Raw genomic sequence first — 22,113 nt, 5'->3', positions numbered from 1 at the left:
CCGGTAGCGCAGCGCAACCCAGAGGCGTGAATCTGGGGTCAGACCCCGCGGGTCTGACCCCGGCTCTCGCACTTGGGGTGAAAAGAATAATCGATAACACAACGGAGAGGTGGGTATGCACGATCGCGATCAGCTGGCAGCAAACATCAACAATCGACAGGCGGCCTGGCCGCCGCGCCGGCGTCCGCTGGCGCTGGCGATCTCGCGCGCCCTGCTGGGCGGCACGCTGGCCGCCGGCGCGCTGCTGGAGCAGGCCACGGCCGCCGAGGCGGTGACCGAGGCCGCGCCGCAGGCGACGCAGGCCCAGTCTCAGACCGAAGCCCAAGCCACAGCCCCGGCGCCGGCTCCGGCCCGGTCGTCGGCCAAAGCCGCCACCGCCGCCGAGGACGCGGCGATCGGCGTCGTCACCATCACCGCGCAGAGCCGCTCGCAGACGGCGCAGTCGGTGCCGATCGCCATGCAGCTGGTCAGCGCGGACCAGATCAGCAAGCTGGCCGCCGCCAACCTGTCGGCGATGAACGGCTACATCCCCGGCCTGACCGTGGACGCCGAACAGCCGAGCCAGCCCAAGTTCTCCATGCGCGGCATCGGCACCGCCGATTTCGGCATCGGCACCGACGGCCCGGTCGGCGTGTACGTCGACGGCGTCTACACCGGCAAGACCGGCGGCGCGCTGATGAACTTCAACGACACCCAGCGCATCGAGGTGTTGAAGGGGCCGCAGGGCACGCTGTTCGGCCGCAACAGCGCGGCCGGCGCAATCTCCATCATCACCAAGGAGCCGTCGCAGCAGCGCGAGGGCGAGGTGCATCTGCGCGCCGGCAACGACGGCATGCGCTACCTGGACGGCTTGCTCAACGTGCCGCTCAACGACACGATGGCGCTGCGCATGGCGGTGGTCGACCAGCGCAGCGACGGCTGGCTGAAGGACGCCGCCAGCGGCGAGCACCTGAACGGTACGGGCGACTGGGGCCTGCGCGCCACGCTGCGCTGGGACGCGCCACAGCAGACCCGGGTGCTGCTGTCGTGGGAGCACGAGAAGCTGTCGCAGAAGGCGCGGCCGGCCTTCGGTCTGGTGGCGCTGCCGGCGGCGCCTGGCGCGCCGACGGTGCCGGCCAATCCGGCGACGTATCTCGATCCGCGCACGGCGCCGGTCTACAACGACGCCATCGGCAACGCCGAGGCGCGCGACTTCGACGGCGTGACCTTGCGCCTTGAGCGGCCGTTCGGTTGGGGCAGCTTCAACTCCACCACCGCCTACCGCCACTTCGCTTCGCGCAACCTGGAGGACAGCGACGGCAGCAACCGCATCAACTCCCACCTGGACACCGTCAACTACGAGAGCAACAGCAGCTGGCAGCAGGAGTTCAAATTCTCCGGCAAGAACCAGGCGGTCGACTGGGTCGCCGGCGCCAGCCTGTTCTACGAGCGCGCCAACCAGAACAGCCAGCTGAACATGTACACCGACACGCACAACACCGTGTTGAACAATCTGGCCGGCCTGCCGATCTACAGCCTGCTCGACGACGCCGCCCAGCAGTTCGGCGTGCCGGCCAAATTCTTCGGCAACAGCTGGCAGGAGAATATGTACAACCGCAGCACGGCCAAGGCCTACGCCCTGTTCGCCGACACCATTTGGCATGTCACGCCGAAGATCAACCTGACGGCCGGCGTGCGCCTGACCCACGACGACAAGCAGTTCTCCTGGTATAGCCCGAACCGCAACGCGGCCGGGCTGGACGCCACGCTGGCCCAGCTCGACAAGGCCGGCTTCTTCCCCGGCCTGGTGCAGGCCGGCGCGCTGACGCCGGAGCAGTTGGCGGCGGCGCTGGGCGCGCTGGGGCAGAACATCGCCTTCAACAATCCATCGGCCGCCGCGCAGAAGGTCGAGGCGCACCAGAGCTGGAGCGACGTCAGCCCGCGCCTGGTGCTCGACTACAAACTGCTGCCCGACGTGATGGTCTACGGCTCGGTCAGCAAGGGCTACCAGTCGGGCGGCTTCAACGCGCTGGCGGTGGCCGGCAAGTATGAGCCGGAGACGATCTGGAACTACGAGGCCGGCTTGAAGAGCTACTTCCGCGAACAGCACCTGCTGATCAACGCCTCGCTGTTCCACTACAAATTCTCCAACCTGCAGTCGCTCAGCCTGATCGGCAACACCGGCGCGGCCGTGCCGAGCTACCAGGTCAGCAGCAGCAACCAGGTGGCCAGCGGCGTGGACTTCGAGGCGCGCTGGCAGCCGACGCGCGACCTGCGCCTGTTCTTCTCGTCCGAGTTCATCAGCCAGAAGTACCAGCACTTCGTCACCGGCGACGGCGTCGACCTGAGCGATCAGGCGGTCGGCGCGCCGCTCTGGTCGGCCGCCGCCGGTGTCGACTACACCTGGCGCGCGGTCCTCGACGGCAAACTCAACCTCAGCCTGCAGCATGCCTACACCGGCGCCACCCGCTGCAACGCCGACGCCTTGCAGGGCGCCTGCCTGAACACGCCGGCCTTCCGCGCCGGCACGGCCAAGCAGCACACCGACCTGCGGCTGGGCTGGGACGCCGGCAGCGGCGGTTGGGGCGTGGCGCTGTTCGTCAACAACGCCTTCGACAAGCGCTACGTCAACCGCATCGACAACACCTCGACCGGCATCCTCGGCACGCCGTTCGCCATCGTCTCCGATCCGCGCCGGATCGGCTTCGAGCTGCGCCTCAGCATGTAGTCGCGGCCGGCGCGGTCGCCTGCATCAGCACGTGGCCGATGCAGGCGCACATCGCCAAGGCGGCGCACAGCAGTGCCGCCGCCACGCCCATCCTTTGCGCCACCATCCCCCAGAACAGCGCGCCGGCGCTTTGTCCGGCGCCCATCGCCAGCATGTAGATAGAGATCGTCCTGGCCCGCAGCGCGGACGGGAAGGCGGTCTGCGCCCGGCCGTTGAGCGTGCTGACGATGGCCGCCCAGGCCATGCCGCCGGCCAGCACCAGGGCCAGCGCCAGCGGCCAAGCGCTGGTCAGCGGCAGCGCCGCCAGCATGAGCCCAAACACCAGCAGGGCGGCGGCGAGCAGGCGGCGCGGACCGAGGCGGGCGCGCAGCGCCGGCAGGGCGAAGGCCGCCAGTACCGCGCCCGCGCCAGAGGCGCCCATCAAGCTGCCGAAGGTGCTCGCTTGCAGATGCAGCACGTCGCGCACATACAGCGGCAGCAGGGCGGCGAAGGCGATGGCGACGAAGAAGATCGCCGCCACCTGCGCCAACAGGGCGCGGAAGGCGCGTTGCTGCCAGGCGCTGGCGATGCCGTATTTGAAGGCCGGCCAGGCGCCGCCAATGGTGCCGGCCGCCGCCGCATCAGCGGCGCCGGCGCCGGCGCCGGTTGGCGCGGCGGCCGCGCTGTCTGGACACGACGCGGTCGGCGCCGCGCTGGCTGCGGCAGTTGCGGCCCGGTCGTCGCGGACCCAGCGCCAATACACCAGCAGCAGGCCCAGATAGGACAGGGCGTTGGCCAGGAACAGCGGCGCCGCGCCGATGTGCTGGAACAGCAGTCCGCCCAGCCAGGGGCCGAGCAGGGCCGCCAGGTTGTAGCTCAGGTTGTTGAGGATGGCGGCGGTCGGCACCAGTTCCGGCTCCAGCAAGGTCGACATCGAGGCCTGCCAGGCCGGCCACAGGAAGGCCGCGCAGCAACCCATCAGGAAGGTCAGCGCCAGCAGGGTGAAGGCGGTGGCCTGGCCGCCCATCGTCGCCAGCGCCATCAAGCCGGCGGCCAGCGCCATGCCGGCGTTGATGACGAACAGCAGGCGCGGTCGGTCGACGGCGTCGGCCAGCACGCCGGCCGGCAGCGCGAACAGCAGCATCGGCGCGTAGCTGGCCGTTTGCACCAGGGTGGTCAACAGAGGCGACTCGGACATCGAGGCGACCAGCCAGGCGGCGGCGAAGGCCTGCACCCAGCGCCCCAGATTGGCGGCCAGGTTGGCCAGCCAGAGCTGGCGGAAGCGGCGGTGGCGCAGCGGTTCCAGCAGGGCGGGCCGGGATGGCAGGAATGGCAGGAATGGCAGGAATGGCAGGGCGCTGCGGCGGGCCGGCGCGCTGGCCGGCGGGGTTTTTTGGTGCATGGTGCGGTCCTGGAAGCGTTGGTGGGGCCGGCTGCGCCGGGGCGTAGCGTCGACTGGAAACCAAGCATAAAATCGGCCTTGGGGCAGGGTCAATCTCGATTGCGGCAATCAAGGTCGATGGGGCTACAATCGCTGCATGAAGAAAGAACTGTCAGCCGCCGAAGCGGCGAAACTGCTGGGCGTCAGCCTGCCGACCTTGTATTCCTACGTCAGTCGCGGCCTGCTGTCGTCGAGCGCGGCGAGCGGACCCTCGCGCAGCAAGCGCTACGCGGGCGAGGCGGTGCTGCGGCTGGCGGCGCGGCGCGCCGACGGCAAGCGCGCCGGCCACACTGTGGCGGGCGCCATCAACTGGGGCGTGCCGGTGCTGGAGACGCGCATTTCGCGCATCGACGGTGGCCAGCTGCACTATCGCGGCCACGACGCCCTGGCGCTGGCCGAGCGGGCCAGCCTGGAGAGCACCGCGCGTTTGTTGTGGGGCGAGGAAGGGCGGGACTATTTCGCCGACGAGTGCCGCGCGGCTCCGGCCGAATTGATGCGCAGCCTGGATACGCTGGCGGCGGGCATGGTGCCGCTGGAACGCGCGCAGGCGCTGCTGCCCCTGCTCGCCAACGCGGTGCCCGGCTGCGCCGAGCCGACGCGGCCGACGGACGAGGGTGAGGGCGAGGGCGAGGGCGAGGGTGGCGACGGCAACGGCGCAACTGCGGTCGCGGTTATGGCTGTGGCTTTGGCCGATACGGCGGGCTTCCATCAAACCGGCGCGCAGTTGATGCGCTTGTTGGCCGCCTTGCTGCTGCGCGGCGAGGTGTCGTCGGCGCCGCTGCATCTGCAACTGGCGCGGGCCTGGGAGGTGGACGCCGGCGGCGCCGAGTTGATCCGCGCCGCGCTGGTGCTGCTGGCCGACCACGACCTGAACACCTCGACCTTCACGGTGCGCTGTGTCGCCTCGACCGGCGCGAGCCTGATCAGCGCCCTGAGCGCCGGCCTGGGCGCCTTGTCCGGCCGCGAGCACGGCGGCCACAGCGTGCTGGCGCGCCGCATGCTCGAGGCGGCGCTGTCGGCGCCCGACATGGAAGCCTACTTGGTGGCGCATTGCCGTGCGCTGGGCAACGACGTGCCCGGCTTTGCGCATCCGCTGTATCCGGCCGGCGATCCGCGCGCCAGCTACCTGCTGCGGCGCATGCCGGCCGAGCGGCCGCGGGTGGCGGCGATTTTGGCGGCCGGCGAGATCGTCAGGCGCCAGCTGGGCGCCGAGCCGAACGCCGACTTCGCGCTGGCCGCGCTGGAATCGGCCTACAACCTGGCGCCCAGCGCCGGGCCGGTGCTGTTCGCGCTGGCCCGCTCGGCCGGCTGGATCGCCCACGTCGCCGAGCAGCGCGCGGAGGGCGCGATGATCCGTCCGCGCGCCCGCTACGTCGGCCGTTTCGAGGCCGATTAGCCCACAACTTGCGCATTCAATCCGACGGGCTGGCATCAGCGCTGGTCGATAGGGTGCTGAAGCCTGCCTTGCTGCTGCGCTTTTGTTGTGCGGTTCACCAGCAGTTACAATAGTTAAAATGACCGAGCGGCCTGAAGAAATTTTATGAAACTAAATCGTATCCATCTGCGTAACTTTCGCTGCTTCGAGGAGTTGGTGGTTGATTTTGATCCGAAGCTAACGGTCATTATCGCGGAAAATGGCGCCGGTAAAACGGCAATCCTCGATGCGATTGCCATAGGCTTTGGCCGCTATCTGACCAAGCTGCCCGGTATTGTCGGCCGGGCAGTGAAAGACATCGACCTGCGCGTCGCCGATGGCGAGTACCGTGCGCCCTACATGCTTCTCGGCTGGGAGGCGTCGAGCCGTGATGGGTCTCCCATTGTCTGGGCGACCGGGCGCAAGCGCGACGGCGCTGTCACTAGCTCGGTCATCAAGCAGTTGCTCTCTGAAGAACACGAGGCTCTGATGAGTCGTGGCTTCAAGGAATTGGATGACTTCACGCTCAAGCTGGTTCAGGCCGAGAACAATGGGGAGGCCTATTTCCTGCCCGTCATCGCCTATTACGGTACCAATCGCGCCATACGGGAAGAGGTGCAGCGTCGTCGCGGCTTCAAAAAGAATTTCTCGCGCTTCGATGCCATGGCCGATGCGCTGCAACCCGACTCGCGCTTTCGCGCGGCTTTCGAGTGGTTCAATGCGATGGAGGATGAGGAGCGCCGCGAGCGGGATTCACGGCGCGATTTCGATTATCAGCATGTCGAATTGACGGCGGTGCGTAGTGCCATTGTGCGCATGCTGCCAGTGGGCTTTAGTCGTCCTCGCACTGAAATCCGCCCGCTGCGGTTTGTCATCGACCGTTTGATGCCCGATGGCGTCACTCGCACTTTGCGCATCAATCAACTGAGTGATGGGTATCGCGTCGTATTGGGCTTGGTCATGGATCTGGCCAGGCGTATGGCGCAAGCGAACGGCCGCGTGGTACGCGACGGGATGCAGAACCTGAGCGCCTTGAACCTTCCTGCCATCGCATTGATCGACGAAGTGGATCTGCATCTGCACCCGTCCTGGCAACAACAGGTGCTGGCGGACTTGATGCGAACTTTCCCCAACACGCAATTCATCGTCACGACTCACAGTCCTCAGGTACTCAGCACCGTCAAACGAGAAAATATTCGCGTTGTTGGGCCGGATGTCGACGGCAGGATTATCGCCGCTCCGCCATTGGCAATGACATATGGCGAACCTAGCGGCGATGTGCTGCAAAGCGTGATGATGGTCGATCCGCAACCACCAGTGGTGGAAAAGGTCGACCTGCAACGCCTGACCGAATGGGTGGATCAAGGGGTGTATCAAAGCCCCGAGGCAGTTCAGCTCATGCGGAACTTGAACGCCGCTTTGGGCGAGCAGCATCCTCAATTGCAGCGCTTGAAGCGCAGCATTCATCGCCAAGAGGTATTGAAGGGGTGAGGCCGATTGCCAAACAAGGTGATGGCGGCCATTTCCTGTGCCAATCGCACGCCAATCCACCGCAGACAGCGGGCGAGGCGAGCAGCCGCTGGCGCGGTTTTGCTCACAAGCCGTCCTTGATGGAGTCGCTGCTGGACGAGCAATACCACTTGTGCTGTTACAGCGAACTGCCTGCGGATCAAGAGGGGCTGGGTTTCCACATCGAGCATGTCGAGAACAAAAGCCAGAACCCGCCACGCACCTTTGACTATGCCAATCTCGCCGCCAGCGCCCTTGCAAGCGAAAATGATCTGCGGGCTTTCAAGGCACGGGGCGACGAGCTGTTTGGCGGCCATGCGCCTGGCAAACAGGCTGCCTGTGACATGGTGCGATTTGTCTCTTGCCATCAGGCCGACTGTCATCGTTTTTTTGCCTATGTGTCCGATGGCCGTGCTCTGCCCGCCAAAGCGTTGGACGCGCGTGAGACAGACAGGGCTCAATACACGATCGATATCCTGAATCTGAACAGTCCATACCTGGTCACTTTGCGACGTAAATGGTGGGACGAGCTTGATGAACTATTCCAGGAGCACGCGGAAAAAGGTTGGAGCCTGATTGATTTGGCCGCCATCGATCTTGTGCCTGTGAACCGGCGGCTGAACAGATTTTTTAGTCAGACCCGCCAGTTTTTCGGTCCGCTTGCCGAGCAGGCGCTACGTCAGCACGCTGCACGACTCGTTTAGTCTCCATCAAAAGCAGGCGGGAAGCCAGGCTTTACTTTTTCGTATCGCATGGATTCCCAGCTTGCGCAGGATTCGACTGCAGGCAGTTCTTCTTTTCCAGCCTACGGCTTGCCGATGTCGAACACCGGGTTCACCGGCGACGGCCCGAACGAGGCGTAGGGCACCAGCGCGGTCTGGTTGACGCCCGGCTTGCTCCAGTCGCACACGCCGTTGGGGAAGATGGCGTTCAGGCGCGCCAGGCGGGCGGCGTCGAAGGCGACCTTGTAGTCGCCGGCGGCGACCGGTTTCAACTCGCATTTCAGTTTGTCCGCCGCGAGCGGGCCGCCGGCCTGGGCGCGGGCGAAGCTCCAGGACGGCCACAGCGCGTTGCAGCTGCCGGCCGCGCCGCCGCTGCCCAGCGTTTGAGTCTGCGCGAGGAACTGCGGACTGGTCGAATTGGTGAAGCAGCCGTCGACCGCCTCGGCCGGCTTCTGCGCCAGCATCTTGTCGCGCTGCGAGCCGGCGCCCTTGTCGGCCTTGTAGGCGGCGACCCATTTGATGAAGGCGGCCCAGCCGTCGGCCTGCGCCTTGGCGTTGACGGCGGCGCGTTCGGCCATGCCGGGCGTGGTCTGGCCGAACAGGTCGGCGAAGCTGATCCCGCCGCGCCACATCACGTGGTTCTTGGTGTCGCCGTTGGCCTTGAGCAGGCGCTCGCGCACGGCGAAGTGGAACCACTGGTAGTGGAAGAAGTTGTCCTCGTCGTAGATGTAGGACAGATCGAACACGGGGATCGCCGCCAGGCCGCCGCCGCCGGCCAGCTGCAGGCCGGACTGGTAGGCGCGCTTGATGGCGCCGGCGTCGCCGACCGTGCGGGCGGCGGTGTAATTGCCGTCGCCGTCGTAGCCGCCGACCTTCTGGTTCAGGTCGAGGAACTGGTCGGGCGTGATGCTGCCGTCGTTGAGCTGGGCCAGGCCGTACTGCACGCCGACGTTGTCGAAGGGGCGCAAGGCGTAGCCTTTGGCGTCGATGCCGTAGACGTTGCGGTTGATGTCGAACACGGTGGCGCGGGCGCCGCGCGGATTGGTGAGCGCGTCCCAATGCTGCGCCGCCGGCACGGCGGCGTTGAAGGCGCCGGCCAGGTAGGGGCCGCCGAAGGAGCCGGTGGTGGGGATGGTCTCGACCCGGCCGGAGACCGGGTCGGTGCGGCCCGACTGCACCGCCATGTCGTACCAGGCGCGGCTCGACTTGTGGCCGGACACGCCGACCATCTGGCTTTCGCCGACCAGGCCGGACTGGTTGGAGGTGTAGTAGTGGTTGAGCAGCTTGTCGTCCATCGACGACATGGCGATGGCCAGCGCGTCGGGGAAGGTGGCGTCGATGAAGACGCCGTCGAACAGGCCGGGGAAGGCGTCGGCCACCTGCTCGCTGGTGTAGGCGCCGCCGGAGCTGCCGACGCTGACGGTGAAGGCCGGCACGCCGAAGGTCTCGATGAAGCGCTCCTTGCCCATCATGGTGGTCTCGCCGGCGACGGTGGCGTTGCAGCTGTTGGTCGGGTGGTTCAGGGTGTTGGTGAAGACGGCGTAGCCCTCGCCCAGGCGGGTCAGGTAGGTGCCGGTGTAGGGGCTGACGCCCATCGCCGCGCCCTGCACATACCAGCCGGACGAGCAGCCGCTGCCGTGCACGGCGATCAGCCGCTTGTTCCAGCCGGGCGGCGGCGTCAGCGGCGTCGGCGCGCTGTCCTTGGCCGGGTTGAACAGGATGGCGTTCTGGTAGATGCCGCGGTTCATGGTGCCGGTCTCGACCCGCACCACGAAGGGCACGCTGGCGCCGGCGCTGGTGGTGGTCGTGGCGACGTCGGCCGGCGGGGCGGCGCCGGCCGGCAGCGGCTTGAGCGCGCCGCCGGCCGTCGAGCGGTACAGGTATTGCACCTTGGTCGGCGCCGAGCAGGCGGCGTCGCTGGCGGCGCCCAGCTTGCTGCCGTCGGGCAGCGCGAAGTCCTGGGTCTGGCAGTTGTAGGGCGTGGTTTGCGGGCCGGACAGCATCGGCCCGCTGAGCGGGTAGTTGCTCAGCTGGACGGTGGCGCTGTCGCCGCCGTAGCTGCTGCTCAGGATGTTGGCGCCGGGCTTCATGTTGGCCACCAAGCCGATCAGGTGCCCGGGGTTGGCCGGGTCGGGGCGGAAGGCGCCGCCCACCTCGTCGCCGTTGAGCAGCACGTGCAGGGTCGGCGTGGCGGAACCGACGATCTCGGGCAGGGTGATGTCGACCAGGGCGTCGCCGCCGGTGACGTAGTCGGCCTTGGACGACAGCAGGGTGATGCCGGGGGCGGCCTTGTTGTCGCCGTGGTCGTTGGGGTTGTTGCCGCAACCGGCGAGCAGCGTGGCGGCCGCGCCGGCGATGGCGGCGAGTGCGTACTTCCTGAGGTTTTTGTCGGACATGTAATTTCCATTGGATAGTCGGAATGTTCTCGCGCCGTGCCGCCTGTTTCTTCAAGGGAAATAGGCGTCCAGCAACGCAAGCAACAATATTGACAGATTAGGTATTGCATCAGGCAATGATTTTGTCTAAAGCAACACTTCTGTGGAAACTATCTAACGGAATGTGACTTTTTCCGGCGCTGTGTGTCGCCCGCTCCCGCTCCGGCGGGCGCCGGCCGGGCGGGCTAGTTGACGGTGAAGCGCTGCGGGATTTCGATGCCGCCCAGGCGGGCCGCCTCGGCGTAGGACTGCATCTGGCGGATCGCCGCCTCCAGCTGGGCGGGGCTGGGGTCGGCCTGGAAGGTCTTGATGGTTTCGTTGAGCAGGCTGATCTGCCTGCTCCATTCGAGACGGTTGATGGTGCTCATACGGCCTCCTTTTGTTAAAGGGGCAGTATGGCATAAATTACATTGTTCCTCTGCGCAGAACACCGTTGAAGAACAAATCCAGCCCGTCTTTGACCCGGCGCAACTTTTCCTCGCTGCTGGGCGGCGGGGTGGGCGGGAACAGCAGGCGGGTCAGCTGGTCGCCGAGGATGCAGTTGATCAGGTGCACGGCCAGCATCTCGGGCGGCAGCTCGCTGCGCAGCTGGGCCTTGATGTCGGGCCGGGCGAACAGGCGCGACAGCAGTTCGCGGGTCTGCAGCGGGCCGGCCTGGTTGAAGGTGGTGGCCAGCTCCGGCGTGGTCTTGGCCTCGGCGATGACCATGCGGTGCAGGCTGACGAAGGAGGGCACCGAGACCAGGTCGACGAAGCGCAGCGAGAAGTCGAGCAGGATCTCCTCGATCGGCCGGGTGTCGGTCTCCATGCTGCTCATGCCGGAGAAGTAGCGCGCCCGGCCCTTGGCGATGACGGCGTTGAGCAGGCCGGCCTTGCCGCCGAACTTGACGTAGATGGTGCGCACGGCGACATGGGCTTCGCGGGCGATCATTTCCAGGCTGACCTTGCCGTAACCTTTTTCCAGGAACAGGAAGGCGGCGGTGTGCAGCAGGCTCTCCAGGCGGGCCTCCTTGTCGGCGGCGCGCGGCCGGCCGGCGGCTTTGCCCAGACAGCTCAGCTCCAGGTCGTTGGCGGCCTGCGCGGACAGCGCGACCGGGGTGGCGGGCGCGGGTGCGGACGCAAATGCGGGCGCAGGTTCGGGCGCAAGTTCGGGCGCAAGTTCGGCTGGCTTGGGGGAGGCGTTTGTGTTCATTGCTTGCAATGGTAGTGGATGACGATAATGTAGTCCAATTGGAAATGAAATGCAATCGTTTCATTTCTTGACTTGGCGCATCTTTTGGCGAATAATGAACCTATCCCATTTCATTTCTGGAGCGCCGAATGTCCACCCAGCACAACCAAGCAGAACAAAAAGTGCTTAGCGCCGTACCACCGGCGCCAGTCCCGAATCCCGCCGCCGCCGCCACCGCGCCCGCCGCCGCGCCGAACCGCCGCATGCTGGTCATCGCCGGGGTGATCGGCGTGGCCGCGTTGCTGGCCGGCGGCCGCATGTGGTATCGCAGCCATAATTTCGTCGAGACGGAGAACGCCTACATCTCCGGCCACGTCCATCCGGTATCGTCGCGCGTCGCCGGCGTGGTCACCCGCGTGCTGATCGAGGACAACCAGCTGGTCAAGGAGGGCGACGTCATCGCCGAACTGGACCCGGTCGACCAGCAGGTCAAGGTCGAACAGATCCAGGCGCAGATCGCCAGCGCCGAGCAGCAGGTGGTGCAGGCCGAGGCGCAGATCGCCCAGGTGCAGGCCCAGGCCAGCGCCGCCGGCGCCCAGGTGGCGCAGTCGGAAGCCCAGCTGCTGCGCGCCAGGCAGGACGCCGAGCGCTACGGCCAGTTGTACAACAGCCAGATGAAGGCCGTCTCCAAGGCCGAGCTGGACGCCGCCAACGCCGGCCGCTCCAGCGCCGTCGCCGACCTCGCCGCCAAGCGCGACAACGCCGGCGCCGCCAAGGCGCAGATCGGCGCCGCCGGCGCCTCGCGCGACGTGTTCAAGGCCCAGGTCAACGTGCTGCGCGTGCAGTTGAAGGACGCCCAGCAGCAGCTTGCCTACAACCGCATCGTCGCGCCGGTCGCCGGCCGCATCGGCAAGCGCTCGCTCGAGGTGGGCCAGCGCATCCAGCCGGGCCAGCAGCTGACCGCCATCGTGCAGCAGAACGTTTGGCTGACCGCCAACTTCAAGGAAACCCAACTGGCCGAACTGCAGCCGGGCCAGCAGGTCAGCGTGAAGATCGACGCCATGCCGGGCAAAACCCTGGTCGGCACCGTCGACAGCTTCGCGCCGGCCTCGGGCGCCCAGTTCGCCCTGCTGCCGGCCGATAACGCCACCGGCAACTTCACCAAGATCGTCCAGCGCGTGCCGGTCAAGATCGTCTTCAAGCCGGAGGACATCAAGGCCATGAACGGCCGTCTGGTGCCGGGCATGTCGGCGCTGGCCGAAGTGGAAGTCAACCAGGGCGAGCACGGTAAGACAGTCGCGACGGCGGCGGCACCGACGGCAACTGCGGCACACTAAGGAGCGCCGCGATGACGAGCACCACGCAGACTTTGCCGCCCGGCGCCAAGCCGCTCGGCCCGCCGATGGTGGGCGAGCACGTCTCGATGCGCACCTGGCTGGCGGTCGCCGCCGGCATGTTGGGCGCCTTCATGGCGGTGCTCGACATCCAGATCACCAACTCCTCGCTGAAGGACATCCTCGGCTCGCTGTCGGCGACGCAGGAGGAGGGCTCCTGGATCGCCACCGCCTACCTGGTGGCCGAGATCGTCGTCATCCCGATGACGGCCCTGCTGACCCGCGTGTTCACCATGCGCGGTTACATGATGGGCACCACCGCGCTGTTCCTGCTGTTCTCGACCTTGTGCGGCTTCGCCTGGAACCTGCCGAGCATGATCGCCTTCCGCATGATGCAGGGCTTCACCGGCGGCGCGTTGATCCCGATGGCGATGACCCTGGTGATGGCCAAGCTCCCGGCCTCCAAGCGCGCCACCGGCATGGCCATCTTCGGCTTGACGGCCACGCTGGCGCCGTCGATGGGGCCGACCTTCGGCGGCTACCTGAGCGAGATCTACGGCTGGCCGTCGATCTTCTACATCAACTGGGTGCCGGGCCTGCTGCTGATCGGCGGTATCGCCTATGGCCTGGAGCGGGAAAAGCTCCAGCTTGAGCAATTGTTCAAGGCCGACTGGCTGGGCATCGGCTTCATGGCCGTCGGCCTGGGCAGCCTCACCGTGTTCCTGGAAGAGGGTAATTCGAAGGACTGGTTCGACTCCCTGTTCATCATCACCTTCGCCGCGCTGGCCATCGTCGGCCTGCTGGGTTGGGCCATCACCAGCACCACGCGCAGCCAGCCCTTCGTCAATCTGGGCCTGTACGGCAAGCGCAACTTCCTCGCCGCCACCGCGCTGTCGGCGGCGATGGGCATGGGCCTGTACGGCTCCTCGTTCCTGCTGCCGCTGTACCTGGGCCAGATCGCCGGCTACTCGCCGATGCAGATCGGCGAGGTCATCATGTGGTCCGGCCTGCCGCAGCTGTTCATCATGCCTTTCGTGGCCAAGCTGTCGTCCAAGGTGGACAACCGCATCCTGTGCACCTTCGGCCTGCTGCTGTTCGGCGGCTCCTGCCTGATGAACGCCTACATGGACGCCAGCACCGGCTACGACCAGCTGCTGCTGTCGCAGGTGGTGCGCGCCATCGGCCAGCCCTTCGTCATGCTGACGCTGTCGAACTTCGCCATGAACGGCATCACGCCGAAGGACATGCCGTCGGCTTCGAGCCTGATCAACATGACGCGCAACCTGGGCGGCTCGATCGGCATCGCCCTGCTGGCCACCGCGCTGAGCACCCGCGAGCACTTCCACTCGCAGCGTCTGGGCGAGGCGGTCACCGGCTTCTCCAGCGTCACCCGCGAGCGCCTGGACGCGCTGACCCAATCCTTCATGGGCAAGGGCTTCGACGCCACCAGCGCCGCCGACATGGCGCTCAAGGCGGTCGACGGCATCGTCCGCCGCGAGGCCTATGTGATGGCCTATAACGACGGCTTCTTCCTGACGGCGGCGGTGCTGTTCGGCTGCATCTTCGTGCTGTGGTTCTCGGACAAGGTCAAGGCACCTTCCGGCGGCGGCGGTGGCGGCGCGCATTGAAACAGCCGCTAAACCGGCAAAACGATTTATACAATATTCTGAGGTAATCACCATGTTGACAGGTTTGAAACGCATGACACTGGCCGCATCCGTTGCGCTGGCAGTGACCGGCTGTGCCACCGTCGGTTCCGACTTCGCCGCGCCGACGGCGCACGCCGAGGCGGGCTTCCGCCACCAGGCGCCGGGCCAGGCGCAGGACGCCGCCCGTCTGCCGGCGCAATGGTGGACGGTGTTCGGCGACGAGTCGCTGAACCGTCTGGAACAGAGCGCGCTGCGCGACAACCCCGGCGTCAAGGCGGCCGCGCAGCGGCTGCTGCAGGCGCAGGCGCAATCGGGCGTGAGCCGCGCCAGCCAGGGCGTGCAGGTCAACCTCAGCACCTCGGCGGCCAACTCGCGCACCTCGGCCAACACCTCGCAGTCGCTGGCGCTGGGCGGCCGTTCCATCGAGGGCAACCAGTACACGCTGGGCGCCTCGATGTCCTACGAGCTGGACCTGCTGGGCCGCGTGCGCCGCCTGGTCGAAGCCTCCGATGCCCAGGCGCTGGTGGCCGAGGCCGACCGCGACGGCGTGTTGCTGCTGCTGTCCTCGCAGGTGGCCACCACCTACTGGCAGCTGCGCGGCATGGACGCCGAGCTGGCCATCCTGCGCGGCGCGCTGGAGACCCGCCACGAGAGCGAGCAACTGGTCACGGCGCGCTTCGACGCCGGCTTGTCGAACGAGTTGGACGTCTCGCGCGCCCGCATCGAGAGCGCCAACGCCCAGGCCGACCTGCATGAGATCCAGCGTCAACGCAATCTGCTCGAACACAGCCTGGCGACCCTGGTGGGCGCCTCGCCGTCGACGCTGCAATTGCCGGCTGCGGCGGGCAGCGCCTTGCCGCCGCCGCCGGCCATTCCGGTCGGCCTGCCGGCCAGCCTGCTGGCGCAGCGGCCCGACCTGGCCGGCAGCGTGGCCGGCCTGCGCGCCGCCAACGCGCAGATCGGCGTGGCCGAAGGCGCCTTCTATCCTTCGCTCAGCCTGACCAGCAATTTCGGCTTCGCTTCGGAGAATCTGCGCGAGCTGGCCAAGGGCGCTTCGCGCCAGTTCAGCGTCGGCCCGCTGGCTTTGTCGCTGCCGATCTTCGACGGCGGCCGCAACCGCGCCAACCTGGCCGTGGCCAAGGCGCGCTACGAGGAAGCCATCGCCAATCACGAGGGCAAGCTGTTGACGGCGCTGCGCGAAGTCGAGGACGCCTTGTCCGACGTCGAACAGCGGCAGCGCCAGGGCCAGGCCCAGGCGGCCTCGCAGGTGGCCTCGGCGCGCGCCTATCTGGTGGCGCGGGCGCGCTACGAGCGTGGCGTGTCGAGCTATCTCGACGTCACCGACGCCCAGCGCAGCGCGCTGAGCGCCGACCGCGCCGCCGCGCAGATCAACACCCAGCGCCTGCTGGCCACGGTGGCCGTGGCGCGCTCGCTGGGCGCCGGTTGGCAGGCCTCGCCGGCGCTGGCCGCGGCGACGCAGGGCGTCGTCAAGGCGCAGTAAAAAGTAGTTCGCCGGCGGCGGCGGGAAACCCCCGGGGCGAAGAGCCGGGGTCGGACCCCGCGGGTCCTACCCCAGGTGTGCGCCGCTGGGGTTTACCGACCTGCCGCCGGCTTGTGCAGTACCTATCCCGGGCGGCGTTCGCCGCCCGTTCCCTCACGCGGAAGAGGCCAGCGGCAAACGTGCCGCTGGCCCGAAGCGTTCCAGCATGAAGTCGATGAAGGTGGTCAGCTTGGGCGTCGCCAGACGGTCGCGCGGATACACCAGGTGCATCGGCTTCGGCGTCGGCAGGTACTCCTGCAGAATCGGCACCAGCCGGCCGGCGGCGATATCCTGCGCCAGCAGCACCTCCGCCTGCATCACGATGCCAAAGCCGCACAGCGCCGCCATGCGCAGCGCCTGGCCGTTGTTGGAGCGGAAGCGGCCCGGCGGGATCGTTTGCGCGCCGTCGCTGCCGTCCAGGCGCCAGCGCAGGCTGTGCTGCCATGGCGTGAAGTCCAGGCATTCGTGCCCGGCCAACTCGCTCGGCCGCTGTGGCCGGCCGCGGCGCGCCAGATAGTCCGGCGCGGCGCAGATCACCATCGCATACGGGAACAGGGTGCGCGCCACCATGCTCGAATCCCCCAGCTTGCCGATGCGGATGGCCGCGTCGTAGCCCTCGTCGACCAGGTCGACCGTGCGGTCGTTCAGGTTCAGGTCCAGGCTCACTTCGGGATGCCGGGCCAGGTAGTCGGTCATCGCCGGCCCCAGCCACTCGCTGCCGAAGGAGACCGGCGCGGTGACCTTCAGGCGGCCGCGCGGCGCGGCGCGCATCGCCTCGGCGCCGCTCTCGGCGGCGGCGATCTGCGCCAGGATGGCGCGGCACTGCTCGGCGTACTGCTGGCCGATCTCGGTCAGGCTCTGGCGCCGCGTGGTGCGCGTCAGCAGGCGGGCGCCCAGCCGCTCCTCCAGCTGCGCGATATGCTTGCCCACCATGACCGGCGAGATCGCGCAGGCGCTCGCCGCGTCGGTGAAACTGCCGGCGTCGACCACGGCGACGAAGACCGCCATGCTGCGTAGCTTGTCCATTGATTGCATACTGTGGGTTAATAATGTTGTTCATGGTAGCGCATTTATTCCTCAAACGAATGAGTTCATACTGCTTGCACTTATCCCAACACAGAGGAGCTGTCTCATGAAAGTACTCATCATTGGCGCCACCGGCACCGTCGGCACGGCGGTCGCAGAAGAACTGGGCAAACGCCACCAGATCGTCAGCGTCGGCGGCAGGGGCGGCCAGTACCAGGTCGACATGGCCGACATCGCCCAAGTGCGCCGCCTGTTCGCCGAGGCCGGCAAGAGCGGCAAGTTCGACGCCGTGGTGGTCACCGCCGGCACGCTGCACTTCGCGCCGCTGGCCGAGTTCACGCCGGAGCAGTACCGCGTCGGCCTGGACAGCAAATTGATGGGGCAGGTCAACGTCGCCCTGGTGGCGCAGGAGTTCCTCAACGACGGCGGTTCGATCACCCTGACCAGCGGCATCGTCAGCGAGCAGCCGATCCGTGGCGGCAGCGGCGCCAGCATGGTCAACGCCGCGCTGGAGGGCTTCGTGCGCGGCGCCGCCATCGATCTGCAGCGCGGCCTGCGCATCAACGTGGTCAGCCCGACGGTGCTGGAGGAGGCGCTGGACACCTACGGCCCCTTCTTCATCGGCTTCGAGCCGGCCAAGGGCAGCCGCGTGGCGCTGGCCTATAGCCGCAGCGTCGACGGCGCGCAGAGCGGCCAGACCTTGCGCGTCTGGTAAGCCGAGGTAGACGCTGTTCGGTTAAGGCGCCGGGGGCTTCCACATCACCCAAAGGCGGAGAGCCGGGGTCAGACCCCGCGGGGTCTGACCCCAGTTTCACGCCGTTGGGTTTTGCCAATGGACCTGGATTACAATAAGCGCCCATGGCGCGAAGGCGGGCCACGAGCCCGCCTTTTTCTATTCCATCCACCCTCAAAGGTCCCATGAAAAAACTCCTGCTTCCCTTGCTGTTGGCCGCTGTCGGCAGCGCCGCCGCCGCGCCGGCCAGCGTCGCCGAATTGAACAAGATGGCCGCGCGCTACGCGCCGGTCGAGCTGAAGGCCGACACGTCCAAGCTGTCGGCCGGCGACAAGAAGGCCATCGCCAAATTGATCGAGGCGGCCAAGCTGATCGACGTGCTGCAACTGCGCCAGCGCTGGTCGCAGAACGAGGCGCTGTGGGCCGCGTTGAAAAAGGATACGACGCCGCTGGGCAAGGCGCGCTTGAACTACTTCTGGCTCAACAAGGGACCCTGGTCCATCCTCGACGGCCACGAGCTCTTCCTGCCGGCCGAACTGGCCGGCATCGCCATCCCGGCCAAGAAGCCGGAGGCCGGCAATTTCTACCCGGCCGGCGCCGGCAAGGAGGCGCTGGAGGCGTGGATGAACGCGCTGCCGGCGGCCGACAAGGAGCAGGCGCAGTGGTTCTTCACCACCATCCGCAACGACGCCGACGGCAAGTTCAAGATCGTCAAATATTCGGACGAGTACCAGCCCGAACTGGCGCAGCTGGCCGCGCTGCTGCGCGAAGCGGCCGCCGCCACCGACAACGCCTCGTTGAAGAAATTCCTCGGCCTGCGCGCCGACGCCTTCCTGTCGAACGATTACCTGGCCTCCGATTTCGCCTGGATGGACCTGGACGCGCCGGTCGACATCACCATCGGCCCCTACGAGACCTACAACGACGAGCTGTTCGGCTACAAGGCCGCGTTCGAGGCGTATGTGAACATCCGCGACCAGAAGGAGACGCAGAAGCTGGACTTCTTCGCCAAGCACATGCAGGAGCTGGAGGACAATCTGCCGCTCGACGCGCAGTACCGCAACGCCAAGGTCGGCGCGCTGGCGCCGATGGTGGTGGTCAACCAGGTGTACGGCGCCGGCGACGGCAACATGGGCGTGCAGACGGCCGCCTACAACCTGCCCAACGACGAGCGCATCATCAGCCAGCGCGGCTCCAAGCGGGTGATGCTGAAGAACGTGCAGGAGGCGAAATTCAAATCGACCTTGACGCCGATCTCCAAGCTGGTGCTGAAGCCGGCCGACCAGAAGGATCTCGACTTCGACTCCTTCTTCACCCACATCCTGGCGCACGAGATCACCCATGGCCTCGGTCCGCACCTCACCAAAAACGGCGGCAAGGAATCGACGCCGCGGCAGGATCTGAAGGAGGCCTACTCGACCATCGAGGAGGCCAAGGCCGACATCACCGGCCTGTTCGCGCTGTCCTACATGATGGACAAGGGCCAGTTGAAGGGCACGCTGGGCCAGGGCGAGGCGGCCGAGCGCAAGCTCTACACCACCTTCCTGGCGTCGGCCTTCCGCACGCTGCATTTCGGTCTGACCGACTCGCACGCGCGCGGCATGGCGATCCAGATGAACTACCTGCTCGACAAGGGCGGCTTCATCTCGCACGGCGACGGCACCTTCGCGGTCGACTTCAAGAAGATCAAGCAGGCGGTGATCGACCTGGACCGCGAGTTCCTCACCATCGAGGCGACCGGCGACTACGCCCGCGCCAAGGCGATGATGGTCAAGTACGTGGTGATCCGTCCCGATGTGCAAAAGGCCCTCGACAAGATGAAGACGGTGCCGAACGACATCCGGCCGGCCTTCGCCACCGCCAAGGCGCTGCTGGCCAAGTAAGCGGCGCCGCCGCCCCAGCATGTTCGAGGCGCTGCGGCGATCGAACCACCCAACGGCAGAGAGCCAGGGTCGGACCCCTCGGAGTCTGACCCTAATGCCGCGAAGTTAAGCTTTCTTAGTGAGTCGTTTCTCTGGATATCGCTGCGCCACCGCTTTAACGACCCGGTCGAATGTTCGTCCGGGTCGTTGTGCTTTCAGGTCGAGCACCAGTCTCACGCGCAGACGCTTGAGCCTGGCCGGGATGTTTCCCTGTGCGGTGGCTCGTCCGATCATGATTGGTTCGTTCCGGATAGTGCTCAGCGCCAAGATGAAGCTGATCGAGGTGGGGGCGCATTTGGCATCGAGTGCTGCCTTAGCCATTTCAACGAGGATCAAATTGTAGGCGATCATGGCCCCCCAGATCTCTTGTTCGGTGCCGTCGACGCTCATGCTGCGCAAGGTCAGCGCCGATCCCAGCATGGACTGTTTCAGTTCGCGGTAGCTCGTTTCGATGCGCCATCGCCGCTGGTAACAGGCCGCCAAATCGGCACGCTTGAATGTTTTGTGGTCGGTGAGCGAAGTGAGCAGATGGCGTGGCTTGCCCCCTTCGCCGTCATCGACTCTCACCGCCCGTGCACGCCATGTCTTGGGCAAATCAGGATCGGCTTTGCGGGCCTGCGCCGAGATCACCATTTCCACCAGCGCGTCCTCGTCGTCGCCTTCGACGACGGTCCACTTGGTGTTGGTTTTCGCGGGAATGAGGAAATGGCGATTGTGGCCGCTATGGATCAGATCGCCGACGCGCCTGCGTGGCCGCACTGGGGGTGATGCAGCGATCAGCCAATTCCGGCAACGCCAAATCCAAGCTGCCGACAATCTCCTTGACCGACATATGCCGGTACAACGCCAACGAGATGACGAGCCAAACAACCTGCTGTGCCGGCGGGCGTCTTAACCGGATCAGGAACTCTTGGAATCACAAAATGGCGACGCCACCCACCATACTCGATGTCAATTTGCACACGAAACGGCATGAAACCTGAATAGCAAATATCTTGACATGCTTCAACTTATTTAATTGCGGATAGACCAAGATAGGATTGCGTCGTATCGGGACGGCGCGTCAATGTGAGGTCAATCCCATGAGCAGATCATCACTTTTTCGTGCCGCAGCTGTAAACGCGAACAGGATAAAATGGCTTGGCGACGTCGTCTTGATTAGACCAATTTCATTCGCTGTGCTGACTGCTGTTGCAGTCGCGTTCATCTTGATAATTGGAGGATTTTTCCTACTTGGAAGCTACACGAAACGTAGTAGCGTGAGTGGGCAGCTGGCCCCGGATATCGGCGTAATCAAGGTATATACACCACAGCCTGGCATTGTGATTCAAAAGCGAGTTAGCGAAGGCCAAGAGGTTCGGCAAGGAGACCTTCTCTTTATTGTTTCGAGTGAACGCAAAACCGCCGGCCAAGGGGAGATCCAAGCCTCCATTAGTCGCCAAGTATCCCTGCGCCAACAGTCATTGCGAGCAGAGCTGCAACAAACCAAGAAAGTACTCCAAGAGGACGAGTTTGCATTGCGGAAACGAATCGACGGCCTGCAAGCAGAGCATGCCAATATAGTCGTGCAACTGGCTGTGCAACAGAGCCGAGTCGACCTAGCTGAGGAGGCGATCAAGCGCTCCAGCCAATTGCAAAGCCAAGGTTTCATTTCCAAAGAAATGATGCAACAAAAACAAGCCGACTTACTTGATCAACGCAGTCGCCAGCAGGCGCTGGCGCGCGATCAAATCACCGTCGCAAGAGAACTATTGGCTCAGCAAACCGAGCAGACTAGCCTTCCATTTCGCCAGCAAAGCCGACTGGCACAAATAGCGCGACAACTAGCCAGTCTCGATCAAGAATGGACAGAGAGCGAAGCAAAGCGTCGCATTGTGGTGACTGCGCCGGAGAGTGGCGTCGCCACGGCTGTTGCCGTGGACGGCGGACAAACCGTTGACGGTGCCAAATCTTTAGTAAGTATTGTACCGCGCGGCGCCTTATTGCAGGCGCATCTGTACGCGCCTAGCCGGGCTATTGGCTTTATCCGTCCAAACGACCGTGTACTTTTGCGCTATCAAGCGTATCCATACCAGAAGTTCGGCCAGGCTGAGGGCATCGTCATATCTATATCGAGGGCCACGCTATCGGGAAACGAACTCAACGGTATTCCAACTACTGTGAACGGCAGTATCGAACCGCTATATCGGATCACCGTCAAGCTGGCCCGCCAGACCTTAATGGCCTATGGGAGACAGCAGACCTTGCAGGCCGGAATGCTTGTCGATGCCGATATATTGCAGGAACGACGCCGACTTTATGAGTGGGTGCTTGATCCACTTTACAGTTTGACTGGCAAATTTTAACGCTTGGCAAGACTTCGCTTACTCCCGAAGGAATACCATGTACCACCTTCACAACCTGTCGTTTGGCTTTGGCCGTCGTCTACCCTTAGTGCATAGGTTTATACACATCTCGACAGCTGGCGAATTTTGCCTGACCGACAATGGAGCGGGCGATAGATCCGTCTACATTCAAGCACTTACGAAAGTA

17 protein-coding genes are annotated in these 22,113 nt (G+C 65.5%); 10 read left to right on the top strand and 7 right to left on the bottom strand.

Annotation, left to right across the window (positions count from 1 at the left end):
- Positions 1-115 precede the first annotated feature (115 nt).
- Complete coding sequence (locus H7U20_RS26055; protein WP_199762062.1) at positions 116-2,707, top strand: TonB-dependent receptor; 2,592 nt, start codon at positions 116-118, stop codon at positions 2,705-2,707.
- On the opposite strand, the gene H7U20_RS26050 is transcribed toward H7U20_RS26055, so the two are convergent.
- Complete coding sequence (locus tag H7U20_RS26050) at positions 2,697-4,088, bottom strand: MFS transporter (protein ID WP_199762061.1); 1,392 nt, start codon at positions 4,086-4,088, stop codon at positions 2,697-2,699. The two genes, H7U20_RS26055 and H7U20_RS26050, sit on opposite strands and share 11 nt — an antisense overlap.
- 136 nt (positions 4,089-4,224) lie before the next feature.
- Here H7U20_RS26050 and H7U20_RS26045 point away from each other — a divergent pair, with 136 nt between their 5' ends.
- The 3 genes from H7U20_RS26045 (at position 4,225) to H7U20_RS26035 (ending at position 7,754) form a co-directional block, all read left to right on the top strand.
- Positions 4,225-5,523 carry a citrate synthase family protein gene (locus H7U20_RS26045; RefSeq protein ID WP_199762060.1) on the top strand — a complete coding sequence of 433 codons (1,299 nt, stop codon included), beginning with the start codon at positions 4,225-4,227 and terminating at the stop codon, positions 5,521-5,523.
- Between the two features lie 144 nt (positions 5,524-5,667).
- Positions 5,668-7,032 (top strand): AAA family ATPase, encoded by a 1,365-nt coding sequence (locus tag H7U20_RS26040; protein ID WP_199762059.1) that lies wholly within the window; start codon positions 5,668-5,670, stop codon positions 7,030-7,032.
- Positions 7,029-7,754 carry a retron system putative HNH endonuclease gene (locus H7U20_RS26035; protein WP_199762058.1) on the top strand — a complete coding sequence of 242 codons (726 nt, stop codon included), beginning with the start codon at positions 7,029-7,031 and terminating at the stop codon, positions 7,752-7,754. Before H7U20_RS26040 ends, H7U20_RS26035 begins: the two co-directional genes overlap by 4 nt.
- Before the next feature lie 101 nt (positions 7,755-7,855).
- Here the strand turns inward: H7U20_RS26035 and H7U20_RS26030 are convergent, their stop codons facing one another.
- The 3 genes from H7U20_RS26030 to H7U20_RS26020 all read right to left on the bottom strand — a co-directional run bounded on the left by H7U20_RS26030 (position 7,856) and on the right by H7U20_RS26020 (position 11,398).
- Positions 7,856-10,168, bottom strand: a complete 2,313-nt coding sequence (locus H7U20_RS26030) for a DUF6351 family protein (RefSeq protein WP_199762057.1) — start codon at positions 10,166-10,168, stop codon at positions 7,856-7,858.
- Positions 10,169-10,392: 224 nt separating this feature from the next.
- Positions 10,393-10,575 carry a hypothetical protein gene (locus H7U20_RS26025; protein ID WP_199762056.1) on the bottom strand — a complete coding sequence of 61 codons (183 nt, stop codon included), beginning with the start codon at positions 10,573-10,575 and terminating at the stop codon, positions 10,393-10,395.
- Between the two features lie 37 nt (positions 10,576-10,612).
- Positions 10,613-11,398: a TetR/AcrR family transcriptional regulator gene (locus tag H7U20_RS26020; RefSeq protein ID WP_199762055.1), complete on the bottom strand. Its 786-nt coding sequence runs from the start codon at positions 11,396-11,398 to the stop codon at positions 10,613-10,615.
- 128 nt (positions 11,399-11,526) lie between these two features.
- Between H7U20_RS26020 and H7U20_RS26015 the strand changes: the two genes are divergently transcribed.
- From H7U20_RS26015 to H7U20_RS26005, 3 genes are all read left to right on the top strand, one after another.
- The gene (locus H7U20_RS26015) at positions 11,527-12,714 is read left to right on the top strand and encodes an HlyD family secretion protein (protein WP_199762054.1); all 1,188 of its coding nucleotides are present in this window, start codon (positions 11,527-11,529) and stop codon (positions 12,712-12,714) included.
- Positions 12,715-12,725: 11 nt separating this feature from the next.
- Positions 12,726-14,339, top strand: coding sequence for a DHA2 family efflux MFS transporter permease subunit (locus H7U20_RS26010; RefSeq protein WP_199762053.1), 1,614 nt, complete (start codon positions 12,726-12,728; stop codon positions 14,337-14,339).
- Positions 14,340-14,412: 73 nt separating this feature from the next.
- Positions 14,413-15,861, top strand: a complete 1,449-nt coding sequence (locus H7U20_RS26005; protein WP_233411101.1) for an efflux transporter outer membrane subunit — start codon at positions 14,413-14,415, stop codon at positions 15,859-15,861.
- Positions 15,862-16,014: 153 nt separating this feature from the next.
- Here the strand turns inward: H7U20_RS26005 and H7U20_RS26000 are convergent, their stop codons facing one another.
- Positions 16,015-16,926, bottom strand: a complete 912-nt coding sequence (locus H7U20_RS26000) for a LysR family transcriptional regulator (protein ID WP_199762051.1) — start codon at positions 16,924-16,926, stop codon at positions 16,015-16,017.
- A gap of 106 nt (positions 16,927-17,032) precedes the next feature.
- Between H7U20_RS26000 and H7U20_RS25995 the strand changes: the two genes are divergently transcribed.
- Both H7U20_RS25995 and H7U20_RS25990 read left to right on the top strand, forming a co-directional pair.
- Positions 17,033-17,641: a short chain dehydrogenase gene (locus H7U20_RS25995; RefSeq protein WP_199762050.1), complete on the top strand. Its 609-nt coding sequence runs from the start codon at positions 17,033-17,035 to the stop codon at positions 17,639-17,641.
- A gap of 203 nt (positions 17,642-17,844) precedes the next feature.
- Entirely contained in the window at positions 17,845-19,542 is a 1,698-nt protein-coding gene (locus H7U20_RS25990; protein ID WP_199762049.1) for a dipeptidyl-peptidase 3 family protein, read from the top strand.
- 105 nt (positions 19,543-19,647) lie between these two features.
- On the opposite strand, the gene H7U20_RS25985 is transcribed toward H7U20_RS25990, so the two are convergent.
- Positions 19,648-20,340: a transposase gene (locus H7U20_RS25985; protein ID WP_370593257.1), complete on the bottom strand. Its 693-nt coding sequence runs from the start codon at positions 20,338-20,340 to the stop codon at positions 19,648-19,650.
- Positions 20,303-20,425, bottom strand: a complete 123-nt coding sequence (locus tag H7U20_RS30550; protein ID WP_233411110.1) for a transposase domain-containing protein — start codon at positions 20,423-20,425, stop codon at positions 20,303-20,305. The genes H7U20_RS25985 and H7U20_RS30550 overlap by 38 nt, the downstream gene beginning before the upstream one ends.
- A gap of 238 nt (positions 20,426-20,663) precedes the next feature.
- Here H7U20_RS30550 and H7U20_RS25980 point away from each other — a divergent pair, with 238 nt between their 5' ends.
- Complete coding sequence (locus H7U20_RS25980) at positions 20,664-21,926, top strand: HlyD family secretion protein (protein WP_199762048.1); 1,263 nt, start codon at positions 20,664-20,666, stop codon at positions 21,924-21,926.
- Positions 21,927-22,113: the final 187 nt, after the last annotated feature.

It is taken from the genome of Rugamonas violacea (genome assembly GCF_016461825.1).
GTDB lineage: Bacteria > Pseudomonadota > Gammaproteobacteria > Burkholderiales > Burkholderiaceae_D > Rugamonas.
Note: the sequence above shows the minus strand (reverse complement) of the source record. Positions and strands in the feature narration are given on the sequence as shown.

Excerpts from the sequence above, each read along its gene's own strand:
- H7U20_RS26055 (WP_199762062.1), top strand. The coding sequence starts at position 116 with ATGCACGATCGCGATCAGCTGGCAGCAAACATCAACAATCGACAGGCG.
- H7U20_RS26050 (WP_199762061.1), bottom strand. The coding sequence starts at position 4,088 with ATGCACCAAAAAACCCCGCCGGCCAGCGCGCCGGCCCGCCGCAGCGCC.
- H7U20_RS26045 (WP_199762060.1), top strand. The coding sequence starts at position 4,225 with ATGAAGAAAGAACTGTCAGCCGCCGAAGCGGCGAAACTGCTGGGCGTC.
- H7U20_RS26040 (WP_199762059.1), top strand. The coding sequence starts at position 5,668 with ATGAAACTAAATCGTATCCATCTGCGTAACTTTCGCTGCTTCGAGGAG.
- H7U20_RS26030 (WP_199762057.1), bottom strand. The coding sequence starts at position 10,168 with ATGTCCGACAAAAACCTCAGGAAGTACGCACTCGCCGCCATCGCCGGC.
- H7U20_RS26025 (WP_199762056.1), bottom strand. The coding sequence starts at position 10,575 with ATGAGCACCATCAACCGTCTCGAATGGAGCAGGCAGATCAGCCTGCTC.
- H7U20_RS26020 (WP_199762055.1), bottom strand. The coding sequence starts at position 11,398 with ATGAACACAAACGCCTCCCCCAAGCCAGCCGAACTTGCGCCCGAACTT.
- H7U20_RS26015 (WP_199762054.1), top strand. The coding sequence starts at position 11,527 with ATGTCCACCCAGCACAACCAAGCAGAACAAAAAGTGCTTAGCGCCGTA.
- H7U20_RS26010 (WP_199762053.1), top strand. The coding sequence starts at position 12,726 with ATGACGAGCACCACGCAGACTTTGCCGCCCGGCGCCAAGCCGCTCGGC.
- H7U20_RS26005 (WP_233411101.1), top strand. The coding sequence starts at position 14,413 with ATGACACTGGCCGCATCCGTTGCGCTGGCAGTGACCGGCTGTGCCACC.
- H7U20_RS26000 (WP_199762051.1), bottom strand. The coding sequence starts at position 16,926 with ATGGACAAGCTACGCAGCATGGCGGTCTTCGTCGCCGTGGTCGACGCC.
- H7U20_RS25995 (WP_199762050.1), top strand. The coding sequence starts at position 17,033 with ATGAAAGTACTCATCATTGGCGCCACCGGCACCGTCGGCACGGCGGTC.
- H7U20_RS25990 (WP_199762049.1), top strand. The coding sequence starts at position 17,845 with ATGAAAAAACTCCTGCTTCCCTTGCTGTTGGCCGCTGTCGGCAGCGCC.
- H7U20_RS25980 (WP_199762048.1), top strand. The coding sequence starts at position 20,664 with ATGAGCAGATCATCACTTTTTCGTGCCGCAGCTGTAAACGCGAACAGG.